Annotated in this window: 16 protein-coding genes; 15 read left to right on the forward strand and 1 reads right to left on the reverse strand. The window is 62.5% G+C overall.

The genetic code is table 11. The features are described from left to right. Positions 1 to 21: 21 nt before the first annotated feature. Positions 22 to 1,386: a formimidoylglutamate deiminase gene (locus ACMTA2_RS03050; RefSeq protein ID WP_413793662.1), complete on the reverse strand. Its 1,365-nt coding sequence runs from the start codon at positions 1,384 to 1,386 to the stop codon at positions 22 to 24. A gap of 143 nt (positions 1,387 to 1,529) precedes the next feature. On the opposite strand from ACMTA2_RS03050, the gene hutC reads away from it, so the two are divergent. The 15 genes from hutC to dtd all read left to right on the forward strand — a co-directional run bounded on the left by hutC (position 1,530) and on the right by dtd (position 18,724). Beyond that, the gene (gene hutC, locus ACMTA2_RS03055; protein WP_014336125.1) at positions 1,530 to 2,240 is read left to right on the forward strand and encodes a histidine utilization transcriptional repressor HutC; all 711 of its coding nucleotides are present in this window, start codon (positions 1,530 to 1,532) and stop codon (positions 2,238 to 2,240) included. Beyond that, positions 2,237 to 2,806, forward strand: a complete 570-nt coding sequence (locus ACMTA2_RS03060) for a HutD/Ves family protein (protein WP_413793663.1) — start codon at positions 2,237 to 2,239, stop codon at positions 2,804 to 2,806. Before hutC ends, ACMTA2_RS03060 begins: the two co-directional genes overlap by 4 nt. A gap of 455 nt (positions 2,807 to 3,261) precedes the next feature. Next, positions 3,262 to 4,950, forward strand: a complete 1,689-nt coding sequence (gene hutU, locus ACMTA2_RS03065) for a urocanate hydratase (RefSeq protein WP_413793664.1) — start codon at positions 3,262 to 3,264, stop codon at positions 4,948 to 4,950. A gap of 149 nt (positions 4,951 to 5,099) precedes the next feature. Then, positions 5,100 to 6,566 (forward strand): purine-cytosine permease family protein, encoded by a 1,467-nt coding sequence (locus ACMTA2_RS03070; RefSeq protein WP_413793665.1) that lies wholly within the window; start codon positions 5,100 to 5,102, stop codon positions 6,564 to 6,566. A gap of 70 nt (positions 6,567 to 6,636) precedes the next feature. Further along, positions 6,637 to 7,605 (forward strand): ABC transporter substrate-binding protein, encoded by a 969-nt coding sequence (locus ACMTA2_RS03075; RefSeq protein WP_413793666.1) that lies wholly within the window; start codon positions 6,637 to 6,639, stop codon positions 7,603 to 7,605. Between the two features lie 71 nt (positions 7,606 to 7,676). Further along, the gene (locus ACMTA2_RS03080; protein ID WP_003196893.1) at positions 7,677 to 8,528 is read left to right on the forward strand and encodes an ABC transporter permease; all 852 of its coding nucleotides are present in this window, start codon (positions 7,677 to 7,679) and stop codon (positions 8,526 to 8,528) included. Beyond that, complete coding sequence (locus ACMTA2_RS03085) at positions 8,525 to 9,355, forward strand: quaternary amine ABC transporter ATP-binding protein (RefSeq protein ID WP_413793667.1); 831 nt, start codon at positions 8,525 to 8,527, stop codon at positions 9,353 to 9,355. The genes ACMTA2_RS03080 and ACMTA2_RS03085 overlap by 4 nt, the downstream gene beginning before the upstream one ends. Before the next feature lie 193 nt (positions 9,356 to 9,548). Further along, positions 9,549 to 11,072 (forward strand): histidine ammonia-lyase, encoded by a 1,524-nt coding sequence (hutH, locus tag ACMTA2_RS03090; RefSeq protein ID WP_413793668.1) that lies wholly within the window; start codon positions 9,549 to 9,551, stop codon positions 11,070 to 11,072. A gap of 129 nt (positions 11,073 to 11,201) precedes the next feature. Further along, positions 11,202 to 12,734 carry a histidine ammonia-lyase gene (gene hutH / locus ACMTA2_RS03095; RefSeq protein WP_413793669.1) on the forward strand — a complete coding sequence of 511 codons (1,533 nt, stop codon included), beginning with the start codon at positions 11,202 to 11,204 and terminating at the stop codon, positions 12,732 to 12,734. Between the two features lie 109 nt (positions 12,735 to 12,843). Further along, complete coding sequence (hutI, locus tag ACMTA2_RS03100) at positions 12,844 to 14,046, forward strand: imidazolonepropionase (RefSeq protein WP_413793670.1); 1,203 nt, start codon at positions 12,844 to 12,846, stop codon at positions 14,044 to 14,046. Positions 14,047 to 14,057: 11 nt separating this feature from the next. Beyond that, a complete protein-coding gene (hutG, locus tag ACMTA2_RS03105; protein WP_413793671.1) occupies positions 14,058 to 14,861 on the forward strand; it encodes an N-formylglutamate deformylase in 804 nt (267 codons plus the stop codon). Between the two features lie 309 nt (positions 14,862 to 15,170). Next, positions 15,171 to 16,118, forward strand: coding sequence for a choline ABC transporter substrate-binding protein (locus ACMTA2_RS03110; protein ID WP_413793672.1), 948 nt, complete (start codon positions 15,171 to 15,173; stop codon positions 16,116 to 16,118). Between the two features lie 208 nt (positions 16,119 to 16,326). Continuing rightward, a complete protein-coding gene (locus ACMTA2_RS03115) occupies positions 16,327 to 17,214 on the forward strand; it encodes an alpha/beta hydrolase (protein WP_413795582.1) in 888 nt (295 codons plus the stop codon). Positions 17,215 to 17,318: 104 nt separating this feature from the next. After that, entirely contained in the window at positions 17,319 to 18,290 is a 972-nt protein-coding gene (gene pip, locus ACMTA2_RS03120) for a prolyl aminopeptidase (RefSeq protein ID WP_413793673.1), read from the forward strand. Further along, positions 18,287 to 18,724: a D-aminoacyl-tRNA deacylase gene (dtd, locus tag ACMTA2_RS03125; protein WP_413793674.1), complete on the forward strand. Its 438-nt coding sequence runs from the start codon at positions 18,287 to 18,289 to the stop codon at positions 18,722 to 18,724. Before pip ends, dtd begins: the two co-directional genes overlap by 4 nt. The last annotated feature ends 31 nt before the right edge of the window (positions 18,725 to 18,755 follow it).

Raw genomic sequence — 18,755 nt, forward strand, 5'->3', positions numbered from 1 at the left:
GCTCCCGCAGGGCTGATCGTGTCAGCCCAGGAGTTCGCGAAGAACCTGGGTAAACGCCCGGGCACTTTGCTCTTCGTCGGCATGCCGGCCATCGCGCACCACCCATTTCCCGCCGACCATCACATCACGCACCTGGCGATCGCCACCGGCAAACAACCAGCGATTGAGGATCCCGTCACCCTGGGCCGTGGCCAAGTATGGATCGTTGCCATCGAGCACCAGCCAGTCGGCGCGCTTGCCGATGTCGAGGGCGCCGACCGGTTGTCCCAGGGCCTGGGCACCGCCTTCCAATGCCGCGTCAAACAAGGTGCGGCCGACCATCGGCTGGTCCGCTCGATATAAGCGGTTGCGCCGTTGATCCCGCAGGCGCTGGCCATATTCCAGCCAGCGCAATTCTTCCACCACGCTCAGCGATACATGGCTGTCAGAGCCGATCCCCAGGCGCCCGCCTTGGGCGAGGAAGTCCACTGCCGGGAAAATCCCGTCCCCCAGGTTGGCTTCGGTGGTCAGGCACAGGCCGGCAATCGCCCGGCTCTTGGCCATGAGGCTGACTTCCTGGGCGTTGGCGTGGGTGGCGTGAACCAGGCACCAACGCGAGTCGACTTCGGTGTTTTCGTACAGCCATTGCAGTGGTCGGGCGCCACTCCAGCTCAGGCAGTCGTCGACTTCCTTCTGTTGCTCGGCGATGTGGATGTGCACCGGGCAATCACGGTCGCTGGCGGCCAGCACGTCCTGGATCTGCGCGGGTGTCACAGCACGCAGGGAGTGGAAGCACAAGCCCAGTGCCTGGGACGATTGCCCGGCCAGGATGGGCTGCAAGCGTGACTGAAGCTTCAAGTAGTTTTCGGTGCTGTTGATGAAACGGCGTTGCCCGTCATTGGGGGCCTGGCCGCCGAAGCCTGAGTGGCTGTAGAGCACCGGCAGCAGTGTCAGGCCGATGCCGGCGGCGCTGGCGGCGTGGCTGATGCGCAAGGCCAGCTCCGCCGGGTCGGCGTAGGGCGCACCGGTGGTGTCGTGGTGCACATAGTGGAATTCGGCGACCGAGGTGTAGCCGGCCTTGAGCATTTCGATGTACAGCTGGCGGGCGATGATGCCAAGTTGATCGGGACTGATTTTTCCGACGAGGCGGTACATCAAGTCACGCCAGGTCCAGAAACTGTCGTTGGGATTGCCCACTACTTCCGCCAGCCCGGCCATGGCCCGTTGAAAGGCATGGGAGTGCAGGTTCGGCATGCCCGGCAACAGCGGACCGCCCAGCCGCTCGGCGCCGTCTGCGTGGGAACCGGCCTGGATATGGGTCAGGACGCCGTTGGCGTCGACCTCAAGACGTACATCATGGGCCCATCCACTAGGCAGCAGTGCGCGTTCGGCAAAGAAGGCGGACATGGTTCAACCTCATCGTGTGTAATTTGTATATACATATACAGACGTTTGCCTGGCCGGTAAACTCCGGCAAGCTAGCAACCTTATTCGCAGAACAGGGAACCGCCGTGCCGACTCCGCCTGCCAAACCGCCGCTGGCCGCAAACATGGGTGACAGTCCGGCGCCCTTGTATGCCCGCGTCAAACAGATGATCACCCAGCAGATCGACAGTGGGAACTGGCCGCCGCATTACCGCGTGCCGTCGGAAAGCGAGCTGGTCAGCCAGTTGGGCTTTAGCCGCATGACCATCAACCGTGCCCTGCGGGAAATGACCGCCGACGGCCTGTTGGTGCGCATGCAGGGGGTCGGCACCTTCGTGGCCGAGCCCAAGAGCCAGTCCGCGTTGTTCGAGGTGCATAACATCGCCGACGAAATTGCCTCCCGCGGTCATCGCCACAGTTGCAAGGTGATCACCCTGGAAGAAGAAGCGGCCGGCTCCGAGCGGGCCCTGGCCCTGGATATGCGCGAAGGCCAGAAGGTATTCCATTCGTTGATCGTGCATTTCGAGAACGACATCCCCGTGCAAATCGAGGACCGCTTCGTCAACGCACTGGTGGCGCCTGAATACCTCAAGCAGGACTTCACCGTGCAAACCCCCTACGCCTACCTGAACCAGGTTGCACCGCTGACCGAAGGCGAGCATGTGGTGGAGGCGATCCTGGCCGAGCCGAGCGAATGCAAGCTGCTGCAGATCGAAAGGGGCGAGCCGTGCCTGCTGATCCGCCGTCGCACCTGGTCCGGACGCCAACCGGTGACCGCCGCACGCCTGATTCATCCGGGTTCCCGTCACAGTCTGGAAGGGCGCTTTCATAAATGAGCCAGTTGAAGGTTTTACGCGCAGTAGATTACCCCCGCATGCCGTGGAAAAACGGCGGGGGCAGCACCGAAGAAATCACCCGCGATGCCGGCGCCGGCCTGGAAGGTTTCGGTTGGCGCCTGTCGATTGCCGATATTGCTGAATCGGGGGGCTTTTCCAGTTTCACCGGTTACGAGCGGATCATCAGTGTCTTGCAGGGTGACGGCATGACGTTGAACGTCGATGGGCAGGCCACGCGGGCTCTGCATCCGCTGGACCCCTTTGCCTTTAGCGGCGAAAGCCATGTCTATTGCACGTTGCTGGGCGGACCGATTCGCGACTTCAACCTGATCTATGCGCCGCAGCGTTACCGTGCGCGGTTGCAGTGGTTGGGCGGTCAACAGCGGTTTTTCAGTGAGGCGCAAACGGTGCTGGTGTTCAGTGCCGCTCCGGGACTGGCTATCAAGATCGGTGAGTCCGCCGTGGACTTGGGCCTCTACGATTGTTTGCAGCTGAGCGGTAACACTGGGTTGGTGGATGTCTCGATCCACGGTCAATGCTGCGTGATTGAGCTGACGGCCCGCTAAATCCGGCTTCACCGTGTGGCGAGGGGATTTATCCCCGCTGGGTCGCGGAGCGACCCCCCTACCGAGTTGTCTGGATACAGGGCTGCTGTGCAGCCCAGCGGGGATGAATCCCCTCACCACAAAAACGCTGACTCATTGTTTCCTCTTTGCGCACCAATTTGTTACCGAATGCCCCAGCGTGGCGCAAAGCCACGTTTTTTTGTCCCTCCGATTTCCTCCTCGAAAATCCTCTTGAAAAATTTCATGCCCCTCAGCAGTCCTTAAATCACAAGGCTTTCAGCCAATTCCCCAACGGTTTCTGAACACCGCCTCCAACAAGTTGGCCGCTTGATTGCATATGCTTGTACATACAAGTAAAGACGTCTGCGTATGAGTCACGATATTCAACGCAACGTTCGCTGAATCGCTGCCCACTGCCCGGGCTGGTCTGGATTGATCGCTGAGGAGTTTTTGCTGTGACCGACGCTACCCGCAAACCCGAAAAATACCGTGACGTTGAAATCCGCGCCCCCCGCGGTAACACGCTGACCGCCAAGAGCTGGCTGACTGAAGCGCCGCTGCGCATGCTGATGAACAACCTCGACCCGGAAGTGGCCGAGAACCCCAAGGAACTGGTGGTCTACGGTGGCATCGGCCGCGCGGCACGCAACTGGGCGTGCTACGACAAGATCGTCGAAAGCCTGACCAACCTGAATGACGACGAAACCCTGCTGGTGCAATCCGGCAAGCCGGTGGGCGTGTTCAAGACCCACAGCAACGCTCCTCGTGTACTGATCGCCAACTCCAACCTGGTACCGCACTGGGCCAGTTGGGAGCACTTCAACGAACTCGACGCCAAGGGCCTGGCCATGTACGGCCAGATGACCGCCGGTAGCTGGATCTACATCGGCAGCCAGGGCATCGTGCAGGGCACTTATGAAACCTTCGTCGAGGCCGGTCGCCAGCATTACGACTCCAATCTCAAGGGCCGCTGGGTCCTGACCGCCGGCCTGGGCGGCATGGGGGGGGCGCAACCCTTGGCCGCGACCCTGGCCGGTGCGTGCTCGCTGAATATCGAGTGCCAGCAGGTGAGCATCGATTTCCGCCTGAAAACCCGCTACGTCGACGAGCAAGCTACCGACCTCGACGACGCCCTGGCGCGCATCGAGAAATACACCGCCGAAGGCAAGGCGATTTCCATCGCACTGTGTGGGAACGCTGCCGAGATCCTGCCGGAAATGGTCCGTCGTGGTGTGCGTCCGGACATGGTCACCGACCAGACCAGCGCCCATGACCCGCTCAACGGCTACCTGCCGGCCGGCTGGACCTGGGACGAGTACCGTGCCCGCGCCAAGACCGAACCTGCCGCCGTGGTGAAGGCCGCCAAGCAATCGATGGCCGTCCACGTCAAAGCCATGCTGGCCTTCCAGAAAATGGGCGTGCCGACCTTCGACTACGGCAACAACATCCGCCAGATGGCTCAGGAAGAGGGCGTCGAAAATGCCTTCGACTTCCCCGGCTTCGTCCCGGCCTATATTCGCCCGCTGTTCTGCCGCGGCATCGGCCCGTTCCGCTGGGCGGCGCTGTCGGGTGATCCGCAGGACATCTACAAGACCGACGCCAAGGTCAAGGAACTGATCCCCGACGACGCCCACCTGCACAACTGGTTGGACATGGCCCGCGAGCGCATCAGCTTCCAGGGCTTGCCGGCACGGATCTGCTGGGTCGGCCTGGGCCAGCGCGCCAAGCTGGGCCTGGCGTTCAACGAGATGGTGCGCAGCGGCGAGTTGTCGGCGCCGATCGTGATCGGCCGCGACCACCTGGACTCCGGCTCCGTGGCCAGCCCCAATCGTGAAACCGAATCCATGCAGGACGGCTCCGACGCCGTTTCCGACTGGCCGTTGCTCAACGCCTTGCTCAACACCGCCAGCGGCGCGACCTGGGTGTCGCTGCACCACGGTGGTGGCGTCGGCATGGGCTTCTCCCAGCACTCGGGCATGGTGATTGTCTGTGACGGTACCGACGAAGCCGCCGAGCGGATTGCCCGCGTGCTGCACAACGATCCGGGTACCGGGGTGATGCGTCATGCCGATGCCGGTTACCAGATTGCTATCGATTGCGCCAAGGAGCAGGGGCTGAACTTGCCGATGATCACCGGCAAATAACCCCAGCCCCCTTGTGGGAGCGAGCTTGCTCGCGATGGCGTCATCAGATTCGACACCGGCATCGGCTGATACACCGCTATCGCGAGCAAGCTCGCTCCCACAGGAAGCAGGCTCCACAGGAACCCAAAACAATCCACAGAGGTTGAACCATGGCTGTCACCAGCACACGCGCAAGCAGCAAGCCGTTGATCGAGAAGCGCTCGATCGACTACATCCCGGAAGCGGAGAGACACGGCCGATTGTTGAGCCAGTTCACCCTTTGGATGGGGGCCAACCTGCAAATCACGGCCATTGTCACCGGTGCATTGGCGGTGGTGCTGGGCGGTGATGTGTTCTGGTCGTTGATCGGTTTGCTGATCGGCCAAGTGCTCGGCGGTGGCGTCATGGCCTTGCATGCCGCGCAAGGGCCCAAGCTTGGCCTGCCGCAGATGATCTCCAGCCGGGTGCAGTTTGGCGTTTACGGCGCGGCGATCCCGATCGTGCTGGTGTGCCTGATGTACCTGGGGTTCACCGCCACGGGAACCGTGCTTTCCGGTCAGGCACTGGGCCAGTTGTTTGGCGTCAGCGACAGTGTCGGCATCCTCATGTTCGCCAGTGTCATCGTGCTGGTCACGGTGCTGGGTTATCGGGTGATCCACTTCATTGGCCGTGTCGCCAGCATCATCGGTGTCATTGCCTTTGTTTACCTGTTCGCTCGCCTGATCAGCCAGACGGACATCGGCGCGCTCCTGCAGATCCGTCATTTCAGCTGGAGCAGTTTCCTGCTTGCGGTGTCGCTCGCGGCCTCCTGGCAGATCGCCTTCGGCCCCTACGTGGCGGACTATTCGCGTTACTTGCCGAGCAAGACGTCCTCGGTGAAAACCTTTTTCGCCGCGGGCGCCGGTTCAGTCATCGGTGCACAGGTGGCGATGATCCTGGGTGTATTTGCCGCCGCCTCGGCCAACGGGCAGTTCGCGGGGCACGAAGTGGCCTACATCGTGGGCCTGGGCGGGACCGGCGCCACCGCTGCGCTGCTGTATTTCAGCATCGCGTTCGGCAAGGTCACCATTTCCACGCTGAACTCCTACGGCAGCTTCATGTGCATCGCGACCATCATCAGCGGTTTCCGTGGCCACCTGAGCGTCACGCGCCTGCAGCGCCTGGTCTTCGTGCTGGTCATCGTCGGCGCCGCGACGCTGATCGCGCTGCTCGGCCAGCACTCGTTCCTCGGTGCGTTCAAGTCCTTCATCTTGTTCTTGCTGGCGTTCTTCACACCTTGGAGCGCGATCAACCTGGTGGACTATTACTGCATCACGCGCGAGCGCTATGACGTGCCGGCGCTGAACGACCCGAAGGGTCGCTACGGTCGGTGGAACGCCTTGGGTATCAGCGTCTATGTCTTCGGCGTACTGGTTCAATTGCCGTTCATCGCCACCAAGTTCTATACCGGTCCGCTGGTGGAAGCCATGGGCGGTGTGGATATTTCCTGGATCATCGGTCTGGTGGTTCCGGCGGCGCTGTATTACGTCGTCGCCAAGCAGTGGCACAGCGCAGTACCCGATCAATTGATCCTGCCGCTCGAGCAGGACGCGGTTGACGCACAACCGAGCAGGGCGGGCCGCATCCAAGCGGTCTGATGGGACGTTGACAGGGCTGGATGCCTATTGACTGCCGTAAGCCAATCCAACTGATTAGGAGCGTCACATAATGAAGTCGAACAAGACCCTGCTGACCGCATTGCTTTCCATGGGCCTGCTGGCCAGCGCCGGCGCCACGCAAGCGGCGGGTTGGTGCGAGTCGGGCAAACCGGTGAAGTTCGCCGGCCTGAACTGGGAAAGCGGCATGCTGCTGACCGACGTCCTGCAAGTGGTGCTGGAAAAAGGCTACGACTGCAAGACCGACAGCCTGCCAGGCAACTCCATCACCATGGAAAACGCCCTGAGCAGCAATGACATCCAAGTGTTCGCCGAAGAATGGGTCGGCCGCAGTGAAGTCTGGAACAAGGCCGAGAAGGCCGGCAAGGTGGTCGGCGTCGGCGCCCCGGTGGTGGGTGCCATCGAAGGCTGGTACGTGCCGCGCTACGTGGTCGAAGGCGACGCCAAGCGCAAGCTCGAAGCCAAGGCGCCAGGCCTGAAGAACATTGCCGACCTGGGCCAGTACGCCGCTGTGTTCAAGGACCCGGAAGAGCCGTCCAAGGGCCGCTTCTACAACTGCCCGGCCGGCTGGACCTGCGAGCTGGACAACAGCGAAATGCTCAAGAGCTACGGCCTGGAAAAATCCTACACCAACTTCCGCCCAGGCACTGGCCCGGCGCTGGATGCGGCGGTGTTGTCGAGCTACAAGCGGGGCGAACCGATCCTGTTCTACTACTGGTCGCCAACGCCGCTGATGGGCCAGGTGGACCTGGTGAAACTCGAAGAAAAACCAGGCGTGGACAAGAGCGTGAGCATCAAGGTCGGCCTGTCCAAGACGTTCCACGACGAAGCCCCGGAACTGGTGGCTGTGCTGGAAAAGGTCAACCTGCCGATCGATATCCTGAACCAGAACCTCGGGCGCATGGCCAAAGAGCGGATCGAGTCGCCGAAACTGGCGAAGATCTTCCTGAAGGAACATCCTGAAGTCTGGCACGCCTGGGTCAGTGAAGACGCTGCCAAGAAAATCGACGCGGCTCTGTAGGTCGAATCTTTCCCGGCCAACCGTGGGGCTGGCCGGGACGTTCACCGCATCCACCTGATCGAGAGTCTCTTATGTTTCCCGAAAGCTTTACCTTCTCCATCGCCGACTGGGTCAACGGTTGGGTCGACTCCCTTGTGACCAACTATGGCGATGTGTTCCGGCACATCTCCGACACCCTGCTGTGGGCCATCGTCAACCTCGAAGGCCTGCTGCGCATGGCGCCCTGGTGGCTGATGCTGGCCATCGTCGGCGGCATTGCCTGGCACGCCACGCGCAAGGTCGTGGCCACGGCGGTGATTGTCGGTCTGTTGTTCCTGGTGGGGGCGGTGGGCCTCTGGGACAAGCTGATGCAGACCCTCGCCCTGATGCTGGTGGCGACGCTGATCTCGGTGTTGATCGGCATTCCACTGGGCATCCTCTCGGCGCGCAGCAATCGCCTGCGTTCGGTGCTGATGCCGTTGCTGGACATCATGCAGACCATGCCGAGCTTCGTGTACCTGATTCCGGTGTTGATGCTGTTCGGCCTGGGCAAGGTCCCGGCGATTTTCGCCACGGTGATCTACGCCGCGCCGCCGTTGATCCGCCTGACCGACCTGGGCATCCGCCAAGTGGACGGTGAAGTGATGGAAGCCATCAACGCCTTTGGCGCCAACCGCTGGCAACAGCTGTTCGGCGTGCAACTGCCCCTGGCCCTGCCGAGCATCATGGCCGGGATCAACCAGACCACCATGATGGCCCTGTCGATGGTGGTCATCGCCTCGATGATCGGCGCCCGCGGCTTGGGCGAAGACGTGCTGGTGGGCATCCAGACCCTCAACGTCGGACGCGGCCTGGAAGCCGGGCTGGCCATCGTGATTCTCGCCGTGGTCATCGACCGCATTACCCAGGCCTATGGTCGTCCTCGGCACGAGGTGAGCAAATGAGCAACGCAGCCATCAGCAAGATCGAAGTCAAGAACGTCTTCAAGATTTTCGGCAATCGCTCCAAGGAAGCCCTGGAGCTGATCCGCCAGAACAAGACCAAGGACCAGGTGCTGGCCGAAACCGGTTGCGTGGTCGGGGTCAACGACCTGTCGCTGAGCATCGGTACCGGAGAGATCTTCGTGATCATGGGCCTGTCCGGCTCCGGCAAGTCCACCCTGGTGCGCCACTTCAACCGGCTGATCGACCCCACCAGCGGCGCGATCCTGGTGGACGGCGAAGACATCCTGCAACTGGACATGGACGCCCTGCGCGAATTTCGCCGGCACAAGATCAGCATGGTGTTCCAGAGCTTCGGCCTGCTGCCCCACAAGAGCGTGCTGGACAATGTCGCCTATGGCTTGAAAGTCCGTGGCGAAAGCAAGCAGGTGTGCACCGAGCGGGCACTGCACTGGATCAACACCGTGGGCCTGAAGGGCTACGAGAACAAATACCCGCACCAACTCTCCGGCGGCATGCGCCAGCGCGTCGGCCTGGCCCGGGCCTTGGCGGCGGACACCGATATCATCCTGATGGACGAAGCCTTCAGCGCCCTCGACCCGCTGATCCGCGCGGAAATGCAGGACCAGTTGCTGGAGCTGCAAAAGACTCTGCACAAGACCATCGTCTTCATCACCCACGACCTCGACGAGGCCGTGCGCATCGGCAACCGCATCGCGATCCTCAAGGATGGCAAGCTGATCCAGGTCGGCACGCCCCGGGAAATCCTGCACTCGCCGGCCGATGAGTATGTCGATCGGTTCGTGCAGCGCAGGGCGGCGGTGGTTTAAAGACATGCGCAGTTGTGGCGAGGGGATTTATCCCCGCTGGGCTGCGCAGCAGCCCCAAACCAGGCAATGGAATTAGCCTGGCACAACTGGGTGGAATATTGGGCCGCTTCGCGACCCATCGGGGCGGTGCGACGTTTCGCTAAATCCCCTCGCCACAAATGTTATCGGCAACTTTATGTGTATGAGGCTTTAGATGTCCCAGGCTGAAAAAATCATCATCGCCGACGCCCCCCTGCGTTGGCAGGACGTGGTCGCTGTCGCTCGCTTCGGCGCTGTGCTCGAGCTGTCGACCCAGACCTGGGCGCGGATCGACAATGCCCAGGCCATCGTCCAGCGCATCGTCGAAAGTGGCGAGCGCGCCTATGGCGTCAACACCGGCCTGGGAGCCTTGTGCAATGTTTCGCTCAAAGACGAACAACTCAGCCAACTGTCGCGCAACACCTTGCTCAGCCACGCCTGTGGCGTTGGCCCGGCGCTCTCCGATGAACAGACCCGGGCGATTATCTGCGCCGCCATTCTCAACTACAGCCAAGGCAAGTCCGGCATCCATCGCCGGGTGGTCGAGGCGTTGCTGGCGCTGCTCAATCGAGGCATCACGCCGCAAGTGCCATCCCAGGGTTCGGTGGGTTACCTGACCCACATGGCCCACATAGGCATCGCGCTGCTGGGTGTCGGCCAGGTCAGCTATCGCGGGCAGATCGTCCCGGCGCAACAAGCCCTGGCCGCCGAAGGCTTGCAGCCGGTGCAGCTCGGGGCCAAGGACGGTTTGTGCCTGGTCAATGGCACGCCGTGCATGACCGGTCTGAGCTGCTTGGCCCTGGCCGATGCGACGCGGTTGGTGCAATGGGCGGATGTGATCGGCGCCATGAGTTTCGAGGCCCAGCGCGGCCAGATCGCCGCATTCGATGCCGACGTTATCGCCCTCAAGCCACACCCGGGCATGCAGCAGGTTGGTGTGAATTTGCGGGCACTGCTCGACGGCAGCGAGGTCATCGCCGCAAGCCTGGGCATTCGCACGCAGGACGCCTTGAGCATCCGCTCGATTCCCCAGGTGCACGGCGCGGCTCGCGATCAGTTGGCCCACGCCCGGCAACAGATCGAAACCGAGCTCAACGCGGTGACCGATAATCCGCTGCTGCTGGGTACGCCGGAGAACTTCCGGGTCATGTCCCAGGCCAATCCCCACGGCCAGTCGGTGGCGTTGGCGGCGGATTTGCTGGCGATTGCCATGGCCGAGATCGGCTCCATCGCCGAGCGTCGCCTCGACCGCTTGATCAACCCCCATGTCAGCGGCCTGCCGGCCTTCCTGGTAGCCAACCCCGGGGTGAACTCGGGGATGATGATCGTGCAATATGTCGCCGCGTCGCTGTGCGCGGAAAACAAGCAACTGGCGCAACCGGCGGTGCTCGACAATTTCGTCACCTCCGGTTTGCAGGAAGATCACCTGAGCATGGGGACCAATGCGGCCCTGAAACTGCACCGGGCGCTGGAAAACTGCACGCAGATCCTCGCCATCGAATACTTGCTGGCGGCCCAGGCCTTTGAATTCCTCAAGGCCCAGCGCTTCGGCACCGGCACCGACATCGCCTGGAAACTGCTGCGCGAGCGCGTGCCGGCCTACGATCAGGATCGCTGGCTGGCGCCGGACATCGCCAGTGCCGCCGGCCTGCTTAAAGACCCGAGCGCGCTGCACAGCGTATTACCGAATTTGAATTGATCAAAAAAGCGTCAGCGTGCCAAGGCACCTATTGCCCACAAAGCATCGCCCAAAAGGCGAAGGTGACGGATAACGGAACATTCCGGAGCGACTGGCGGGTAAAAACAAAACTCTCAAAAGGAGCAATACATGACTGCCTTAAACCTGATTCCCGGCCAATTGAGCCTGGCTCAATTGCGTGACATCTATCAGCAACCCGTGACCTTGAGCCTCGACGCCAGCGCGTCGGCGCAGATCGAGGCCAGTGTCGCCTGCGTTGAACAGATTCTTGCCGAGAACCGCACCGCCTACGGCATCAACACCGGTTTCGGCCTGCTGGCCTCGACCCGCATCGCCAGCGAAGACCTGGAAAACCTGCAGCGTTCCCTGGTGCTGTCCCATGCCGCCGGCGTGGGCGAGCCCATCAGCGATGCGCTGGTGCGGCTGGTCATGGTGCTCAAGGTCAACAGCCTGAGCCGGGGCTTTTCCGGTATCCGTCGGCAGGTGATCGATGCGCTGATTGCGCTGATCAATGCCGAGGTTTATCCGCACATTCCGCTCAAGGGTTCGGTCGGTGCGTCCGGTGACCTGGCGCCACTGGCCCACATGTCCCTGGTGCTGCTGGGCGAAGGCAAGGCCCGCTACAAGGGCGAATGGCTGCCGGCCGTCGACGCGCTGAAAGTGGCTGGGCTCACGCCGCTGACCCTGGCCGCCAAGGAAGGCCTGGCGTTGCTCAACGGCACCCAGGTGTCCACCGCATTTGCCCTGCGTGGCCTGTTCGAAGGCGAAGACCTGTTTGCCGGTGCCCTGGCCCTGGGCGGCCTGACCGTGGAAGCGGTGCTCGGCTCGCGTTCGCCATTCGATGCACGCATCCATGCCGCCCGTGGCCAGAAAGGCCAGATCGACGCCGCCGCGGCGTACCGTGATCTGCTGGGCGAGCGCAGCGAAGTCTCCGACTCGCACCAGAACTGCGACAAGGTCCAGGACCCGTACTCCCTGCGTTGCCAGCCACAAGTGATGGGCGCCTGCCTGACTCAGTTCCGCCAGGCCGCCGAGGTGCTGGTGATCGAGGCCAACGCGGTGTCGGACAACCCGCTGGTGTTCGCCGCCGAGGGCGACGTGATTTCCGGCGGCAACTTCCACGCCGAACCGGTGGCGATGGCGGCCGACAACATGGCCTTGGCGATTGCCGAGATTGGCTCCCTGAGCGAGCGGCGCATTTCGTTGATGATGGACAAGCACATGTCGCAACTGCCGCCGTTCCTCGTCGCCAATGGCGGGGTGAACTCCGGCTTCATGATCGCCCAGGTCACTGCGGCGGCCCTGGCCAGTGAAAACAAGGCGCTGTCCCATCCCCATTCGGTGGACAGCCTGCCGACGTCGGCCAACCAGGAAGACCACGTTTCCATGGCGCCGGCTGCCGGCAAGCGTCTGTGGGAAATGGCCGAGAACACCCGTGGGATCCTTGCGGTGGAATGGCTCGCGGCTTGCCAGGGGCTGGACCTGCGTGGCGGCTTGAAGACCTCCACGAAGCTGGAGCGGGCCCGGGGTCTGTTGCGTGCGCAAGTGCCGTTTTACGAGAAAGACCGCTTCTTTGCGCCGGACATCCATGCAGCCAGTGAATTGCTGGCGAGTCGGTGCTTGAACGAACTGGTCACGGCGCAGTTGTTGCCGAGCCTGTAAGGGCGCCATCGCGAGCAAGCTCGCTCCCACATTCATTTGGGGTACACCCTGACCTTTGTGAGAGCGAGCTTGCTCGCGATTCGATTTTGAATGCGACGAGGAAACCGGGATGAAAACCCTCTGGCAAAACTGCCACGCCGCCACCATGGCCCAGGGCGTCTACTCGATCATCGAAGACGCCGTCATCGTCACCCAGGGTGAGCACATCCAATGGATCGGCCCGCGTGCCGAATTGCCGACGGGTGACTACCCGGCGGTCAACGACCTCAAGGGCGCCTGGGTCACGCCGGGGCTGATCGACTGCCATACCCACACGGTATTTGGCGGCAACCGCAGTGGTGAGTTCGAACAACGCCTGCAAGGCGTCAGCTATGCCGAGATCGCCGCGGCCGGCGGTGGTATCGCCAGCACCGTGCGCGCCACCCGTGCCGCCACTGAGAATGAGCTGTTCGCCAGTGCCGCCAAACGTTTGAAAAGCCTGATGCGCGATGGCGTGACCACGGTGGAAATCAAATCCGGTTACGGCCTGGACCTGGCCAGCGAGCGCAAGATCCTGCGGGTCATCCGCCGTCTCGGCGCTGAGCTGCCAGTCAGCGTACGCAGCACTTGTCTGGCGGCCCACGCCTTGCCGCCGGAATACAAGGATCGCGCCGACGACTACATCGAGCACATCTGCACCGAGATGCTGCCGGCCCTGGCGGCCGAGGGGCTGGTGGATGCGGTGGATGCCTTTTGCGAATACCTGGCGTTTTCCCCGGCGCAGGTCGAGCGGGTGTTCATCACTGCGCAACAACTGGGGCTGCCAGTGAAGCTGCACGCCGAGCAGTTGTCGTCGCTGCACGGTTCCAGCCTGGCGGCGCGTTACCAGGCGCTGTCGGCCGATCACCTGGAGTTCATGACCGAGGACGACGCCAAGGCCATGGCCGAATCCGGCACCGTGGCGGTGCTGTTACCGGGCGCATTTTATTTCCTGCGCGAAACCCAGCTGCCGCCCATGGACGCCCTGCGCAAGCACGGTGTGAAAATCGCCGTGGCCAGCGACCTCAACCCTGGCACCTCGCCGGCGTTGTCCTTGCGCTTGATGTTGAACATGGCCTGCACCTGTTTCCGGATGACCCCGGAAGAAGCCCTGGCGGGGGCGACGATTCATGCGGCCCAGGCCTTGGGCATGGCTCAAACCCACGGTTCGCTGGAAGCCGGCAAGGTCGCGGACTTTGTCGCCTGGCACATCGACCGCCCGGCCGACCTGGCGTACTGGCTCGGTGGCGATCTGGAAAAACGCGTCGTGCGTCACGGCGTGGAAATCGATTGAGGAGAACGGTTATGGAGAAGGTCCTGAATTTCAAGCAAGGGCGCGTGCCGCTGTTGATCAGCATGCCCCATGCCGGCCTGCGCCTGACCCCGGCGGTACAGGCCGGGTTGATCCCCGAGGCTCAAAGCCTGCCGGACACTGACTGGCACATCCCAAGGCTCTACGAGTTCGCCGCCGAGCTGGGCGCCAGCACCCTGGCCGCCGAGTACTCGCGGTTCGTCGTCGATCTGAACCGCCCCTCCGATGACACGCCGATGTACGTCGGCGCCACCACCGGTTTGTACCCGGCGACGCTGTTCGACGGCGTGCCGTTGTTTCGCGAAGGGCTGGAACCGTCGGTCGAGGAGCGCGCGACGTATCTGCAACAGGTCTGGATGCCGTACCACCAGGCGCTGCAGCAGGAACTGGCGCGGCTCAAGGCCGAGTTCGGTTATGCGTTGCTGTTCGATGCCCATTCGATCCGTTCGGTGATCCCGCACCTGTTCGACGGCAAGCTGCCGGACTTCAACCTCGGCACCTTTAACGGTGCCAGTTGCGACCCGGCCCTGGCCAGCCAGCTCGAAGCCATCTGTGCTCGCCATGGTGAATTCACCCACGTGCTCAACGGGCGGTTCAAGGGCGGACACATTACGCGCTACTACGGCAACCCCGCCGAACACATCCATGCGGTGCAACTGGAACTGTGCCAGAGCACCTACATGGAAGAATTCGAGCCGTTCAACTACCGACCGGATCTGGCGGCTCCGACCCAGGTGGTGCTCAGGGCGTTGCTGGAAGGTTTCCTGGCGTGGGGACGGCAGACTTATAAGAAATAAACACCGCGCGGTACTTCTGTGGCGAGGGGATTTATCCCCGCTGGGTCGCGAAGCGGCCCCAAAACGGATGTCTTCCAGCGACCTGACGGGTCGGACTGAGAGCTTTTGGGACTGCTGCGCAGTCCAACGGGGATAAATCCCCTCGCCACAGGATTGTGTTTGTCCTTGAGCCTCGTACGGGGCTGTCGCCACCGTGCAAAACCGAGTCGCCACAGTTCATCTTGACCCTCTCGACGCTGGGTAATGTTCCGGTCACGGTGCAGCAAGACACCGGCCTACAATAATCCGCTGCCGCACGAGACCTCCCCGATGAAAAGACTGTTCAAACGCTGTCTGTCGTTCCTCTGCGGTACCGTTCTATTGAGCAGCGGGGCGATGGCCGCCGAGCCCGCCTCCTGCCAGACCGTGCGCATGGGCGTGGTCAACTGGACCGACGTGATCGCCACCAGCGGCATGGCCGATGTGCTGCTCACCGGCCTGGGTTACGAAAGCAAGCAGACCAGCGCCGTGCAACAGATCATCTTCGCTGGCATTCGCGACAAGCGGCTCGACATCTTCCTGGGCTATTGGAAGCCGGCGATGGACAAGAACATCGCGCCGTTCCTGGCGGCCAACCAGGTGAAGGTATTGGATAAGCCGAGCCTGGCCGACGCCCAGGCCACCCTGGCCGTTCCGGACTACGTGGCGGCGGCGGGGCTCAAGACCTTTGCCGACATTGCCCGGTTCAAGGATCAGCTTGGCGCCAAGATCTACGGCATCGAGCCGGGCAGCGGGGCCAACACCACCATCAAGACCCTGATCGAGACCAACCACTTCGGCCTCAAGGACTTCAAGCTGATCGAATCCGGTGAAGCGGGCATGCTGGCGGCGGTGCAGCGTGCGGTGAATCGCAAGGAGTTCGTGGTCTTCGTCGGCTGGACGCCACACCCAATGAACATCAATATGAACATCACCTACCTGACCGGCAGCGAGGACGTCTATGGTCCGAACGAAGGTGCCGCGACCGTGTCCACCGTGACCGCGCCGGACTATGCCCAGCGTTGCCCGAATGTGAACCGGCTGTTGGAAAACCTCACCTTCACTGCGGCCCAGGAGAGTCAGTTGATGGTGCCGATCATGGAGCGCAAGACACCCCAGGATGTCGCCCGGCAATGGCTGCGCGATCATCCCGAGGACCTGCAGCGCTGGTTGGCTGGCGTCACGAGCTTTAATGGCCAGGATGGCGTGGCGGCGGTGCAGGCCAGCCTCAAGCCGTAATGCCTCATCATTGTGGCGAGGGGATTTATCCCCGTTGGGGTGCGAAGCGCCCCCAAACGGTTGAACGCGGCCTGCCTGGCGCACCGCCGCATCGACATTCAGGGCTGCTTCGCAGCCCAGCGGGGATAAATCCCCTCGCCACAGTTTGCGCGCTACCCAAGGATACATTTGGTGGTTACCCAACATGGCTTATCCACTCTCCCAGGCAATGTCAGCCTTCATCGACAAAACCCTGAGCTTCACCCATCCGGACGACAGCCTCGACGGTTCGCGCCGGGCCTACAGCCAGATGTGCCGGGCGTTCACTCCGCCATGCCCGCCGACGCTGGCCATCGAGGATTTCGAACTGGCCGGCGTGGCTGTGCGGGCCTACTACCCCCGACGTGCGGCGCCGCTCGCCGGCTGGCCATGCCTTCTTTATCTGCACGGAGGGGGGTGGGTGGTGGGGGACCTGGACTCCCATGACTTCATCTGTATGGAACTGGCGGCTGAGCTTGGCGCGTTGGTGGTGGCCGTGGATTACCGGCTGGCCCCGGAGCATCCGTTTCCAGCCGGTTTCGCAGACTGCCTTGCGGTGTGGCGTCACTTGGCGGACGCCCCGTTTGCCATCGACCCCCGTCGCCAGTTGGTCGTCGGCGACAGTGCCGGCGGCAATCTCGCCGCTGCGTTGTGCCTGGCCTTGCGCGATGCCGGGCAACCGTTGCCCCGGGCCCAGGTCTTGATCTACCCGGCGCTCGGAGGCCCCGCGGACCTGCCTTCGCGCCACGAATGCTTCGATGCCCCACTTCTGAGTCGCCGAGAGCTGGCGTGTTATGAGGCGTTGTACCTGGGAGGCGTTCGGCCCTCGCCTTATGCCATGCCGCTGCTCGCCGATGACCTGGGCGGCTTGCCTGCGACGTTAATCGCCGTCGCGCAATGGGACCCCCTGCGTGACGATGGTGTTCGTTACAGCGAGCGGCTTGACGCCGCAGAAGTGGATGTCGTGCTGTATGTCGGCAAAGGGTTGGTCCACGGTTGCCTGCGTGGCCGGGGCCGTGTGCCAGAGGTCGATCAGTTGTATCGCACGTTGCTGGCATTCCTGGCTGACAGGCTTTGACTGTGCAGGGGCATGCTCATTGAGGTGATTCGGGTTTATGATGCCTGACGGCAGACTAAATAGAAGTCCCCACAGGGATGACTCGACCCCTTACGGAGCGCGCAATGCAGACTTTGTACCCGCAGATCAAACCCCATGCCCGGCACGATCTGGCTGTCGATGACACCCACACGCTCTATGTCGATGAAAGCGGTTCCCCGGAAGGCCTGCCAGTGGTGTTCATTCACGGCGGCCCGGGTGCTGGCTGTGATGCGCAGAGCCGTCGCTACTTCGATCCGAACCTGTACCGCATCGTCACCTTTGACCAGCGCGGTTGCGGTCGCTCCACCCCCCACGCCAGCCTGGAAAACAACACCACCTGGGACCTGGTCGAAGACCTGGAGCGCATTCGCAGGCACCTGGGCATAGAGAAATGGGTGCTGTTCGGCGGTTCCTGGGGCTCGACATTGGCCCTGGCCTACGCCCAGACCCATCCGGAGCGGGTCCATGGCCTGATCCTGCGTGGGATCTTTCTGTGCCGTCCGCAGGAAATCGAATGGTTCTACCAGGCCGGCGCCAGTCGCCTGTTTCCCGACTACTGGCAGGACTACATCGCACCGATCCCGCTGGACGAGCGCGACGACTTGCTCAGCGCTTTCCACAAGCGCCTGACCGGTAACGACCAGATCGCCCAGATGCACGCGGCCAAGGCCTGGTCCACCTGGGAAGGTCGAACCGCGACCCTGCGTCCGAACCCGTTGGTGGTCGATCGCTTCTCCGAGCCGCAGCGGGCGCTGTCGATTGCCCGGATCGAATGCCACTACTTCACCAACAACGCCTTTCTCGAACCCAACCAACTGATTCGCGACATGGGCAAGATCGCCCATTTGCCGGGCGTCATCGTGCACGGACGCTACGACGTCATCTGCCCGCTGGACAATGCCTGGGAGCTGCACCAGAACTGGCCCAACAGCGAGTTGCAGGTGATCCGCGATGCCGGTCACGCGGCTTCGGAGCCGGGGATTACCGACGCGCTGGTGCGCGCCGCTGCGCAAATGGCCCGGCGCCTGCTCGACCTGCCGCCCGAAGAAGCATGAAGGGGCTGTTGCAACGAGTGCGCGGTGCCCGGGTCGAAGTGGCAGGCGAGATCGTCGGGGCCGTGGACCAGGGCTTGCTGGTGCTGGTGGCCGTCGAGCCCGGGGATACCCGGGCCAGCGCCGACAAGCTGCTGCACAAGCTGCTTAACTACCGAGTGTTCAGCGACGCCGAGGGCAAGATGAACCTGTCTCTGGGGGATGTCGGCGGCGGGTTGCTGCTGGTGTCGCAGTTCACCTTGGCGGCGGACACCAAAAGCGGTCTGCGCCCCAGTTTTTCCACGGCCGCGCCTCCGGCCCTGGGTGAAGAGCTGTTCAACTATTTACTGACCCAGGCGAAACAGATGCATGGCACTGTGGCATCAGGTAGATTCGGCGCCGACATGCAGGTTCATCTGGTCAATGATGGCCCGGTAACCTTCCTGTTACAGGTCTGAAAGCGTTTGAAACATCTTTTCGGTTCTGTTT

The organism is Pseudomonas medicaginis (assembly GCF_965119365.1).
In the GTDB taxonomy this organism is placed as follows: domain Bacteria; phylum Pseudomonadota; class Gammaproteobacteria; order Pseudomonadales; family Pseudomonadaceae; genus Aquipseudomonas.

What these genes read in the sequence shown, in the direction of transcription:
- ACMTA2_RS03115 (WP_413795582.1), top strand. Translation starts at nt 16,327, where the DNA reads ATGTCAGCCTTCATCGACAAAACCCTGAGCTTCACCCATCCGGACGAC.
- ACMTA2_RS03075 (WP_413793666.1), top strand. Translation starts at nt 6,637, where the DNA reads ATGAAGTCGAACAAGACCCTGCTGACCGCATTGCTTTCCATGGGCCTG.
- ACMTA2_RS03110 (WP_413793672.1), top strand. Translation starts at nt 15,171, where the DNA reads ATGAAAAGACTGTTCAAACGCTGTCTGTCGTTCCTCTGCGGTACCGTT.
- ACMTA2_RS03085 (WP_413793667.1), top strand. Translation starts at nt 8,525, where the DNA reads ATGAGCAACGCAGCCATCAGCAAGATCGAAGTCAAGAACGTCTTCAAG.
- ACMTA2_RS03060 (WP_413793663.1), top strand. Translation starts at nt 2,237, where the DNA reads ATGAGCCAGTTGAAGGTTTTACGCGCAGTAGATTACCCCCGCATGCCG.
- hutH (WP_413793669.1), top strand. Translation starts at nt 11,202, where the DNA reads ATGACTGCCTTAAACCTGATTCCCGGCCAATTGAGCCTGGCTCAATTG.
- hutH (WP_413793668.1), top strand. Translation starts at nt 9,549, where the DNA reads ATGTCCCAGGCTGAAAAAATCATCATCGCCGACGCCCCCCTGCGTTGG.
- hutI (WP_413793670.1), top strand. Translation starts at nt 12,844, where the DNA reads ATGAAAACCCTCTGGCAAAACTGCCACGCCGCCACCATGGCCCAGGGC.
- pip (WP_413793673.1), top strand. Translation starts at nt 17,319, where the DNA reads ATGCAGACTTTGTACCCGCAGATCAAACCCCATGCCCGGCACGATCTG.
- ACMTA2_RS03080 (WP_003196893.1), top strand. Translation starts at nt 7,677, where the DNA reads ATGTTTCCCGAAAGCTTTACCTTCTCCATCGCCGACTGGGTCAACGGT.
- hutC (WP_014336125.1), top strand. Translation starts at nt 1,530, where the DNA reads ATGGGTGACAGTCCGGCGCCCTTGTATGCCCGCGTCAAACAGATGATC.
- dtd (WP_413793674.1), top strand. Translation starts at nt 18,287, where the DNA reads ATGAAGGGGCTGTTGCAACGAGTGCGCGGTGCCCGGGTCGAAGTGGCA.
- ACMTA2_RS03070 (WP_413793665.1), top strand. Translation starts at nt 5,100, where the DNA reads ATGGCTGTCACCAGCACACGCGCAAGCAGCAAGCCGTTGATCGAGAAG.
- hutG (WP_413793671.1), top strand. Translation starts at nt 14,058, where the DNA reads ATGGAGAAGGTCCTGAATTTCAAGCAAGGGCGCGTGCCGCTGTTGATC.
- ACMTA2_RS03050 (WP_413793662.1), bottom strand. Translation starts at nt 1,386, where the DNA reads ATGTCCGCCTTCTTTGCCGAACGCGCACTGCTGCCTAGTGGATGGGCC.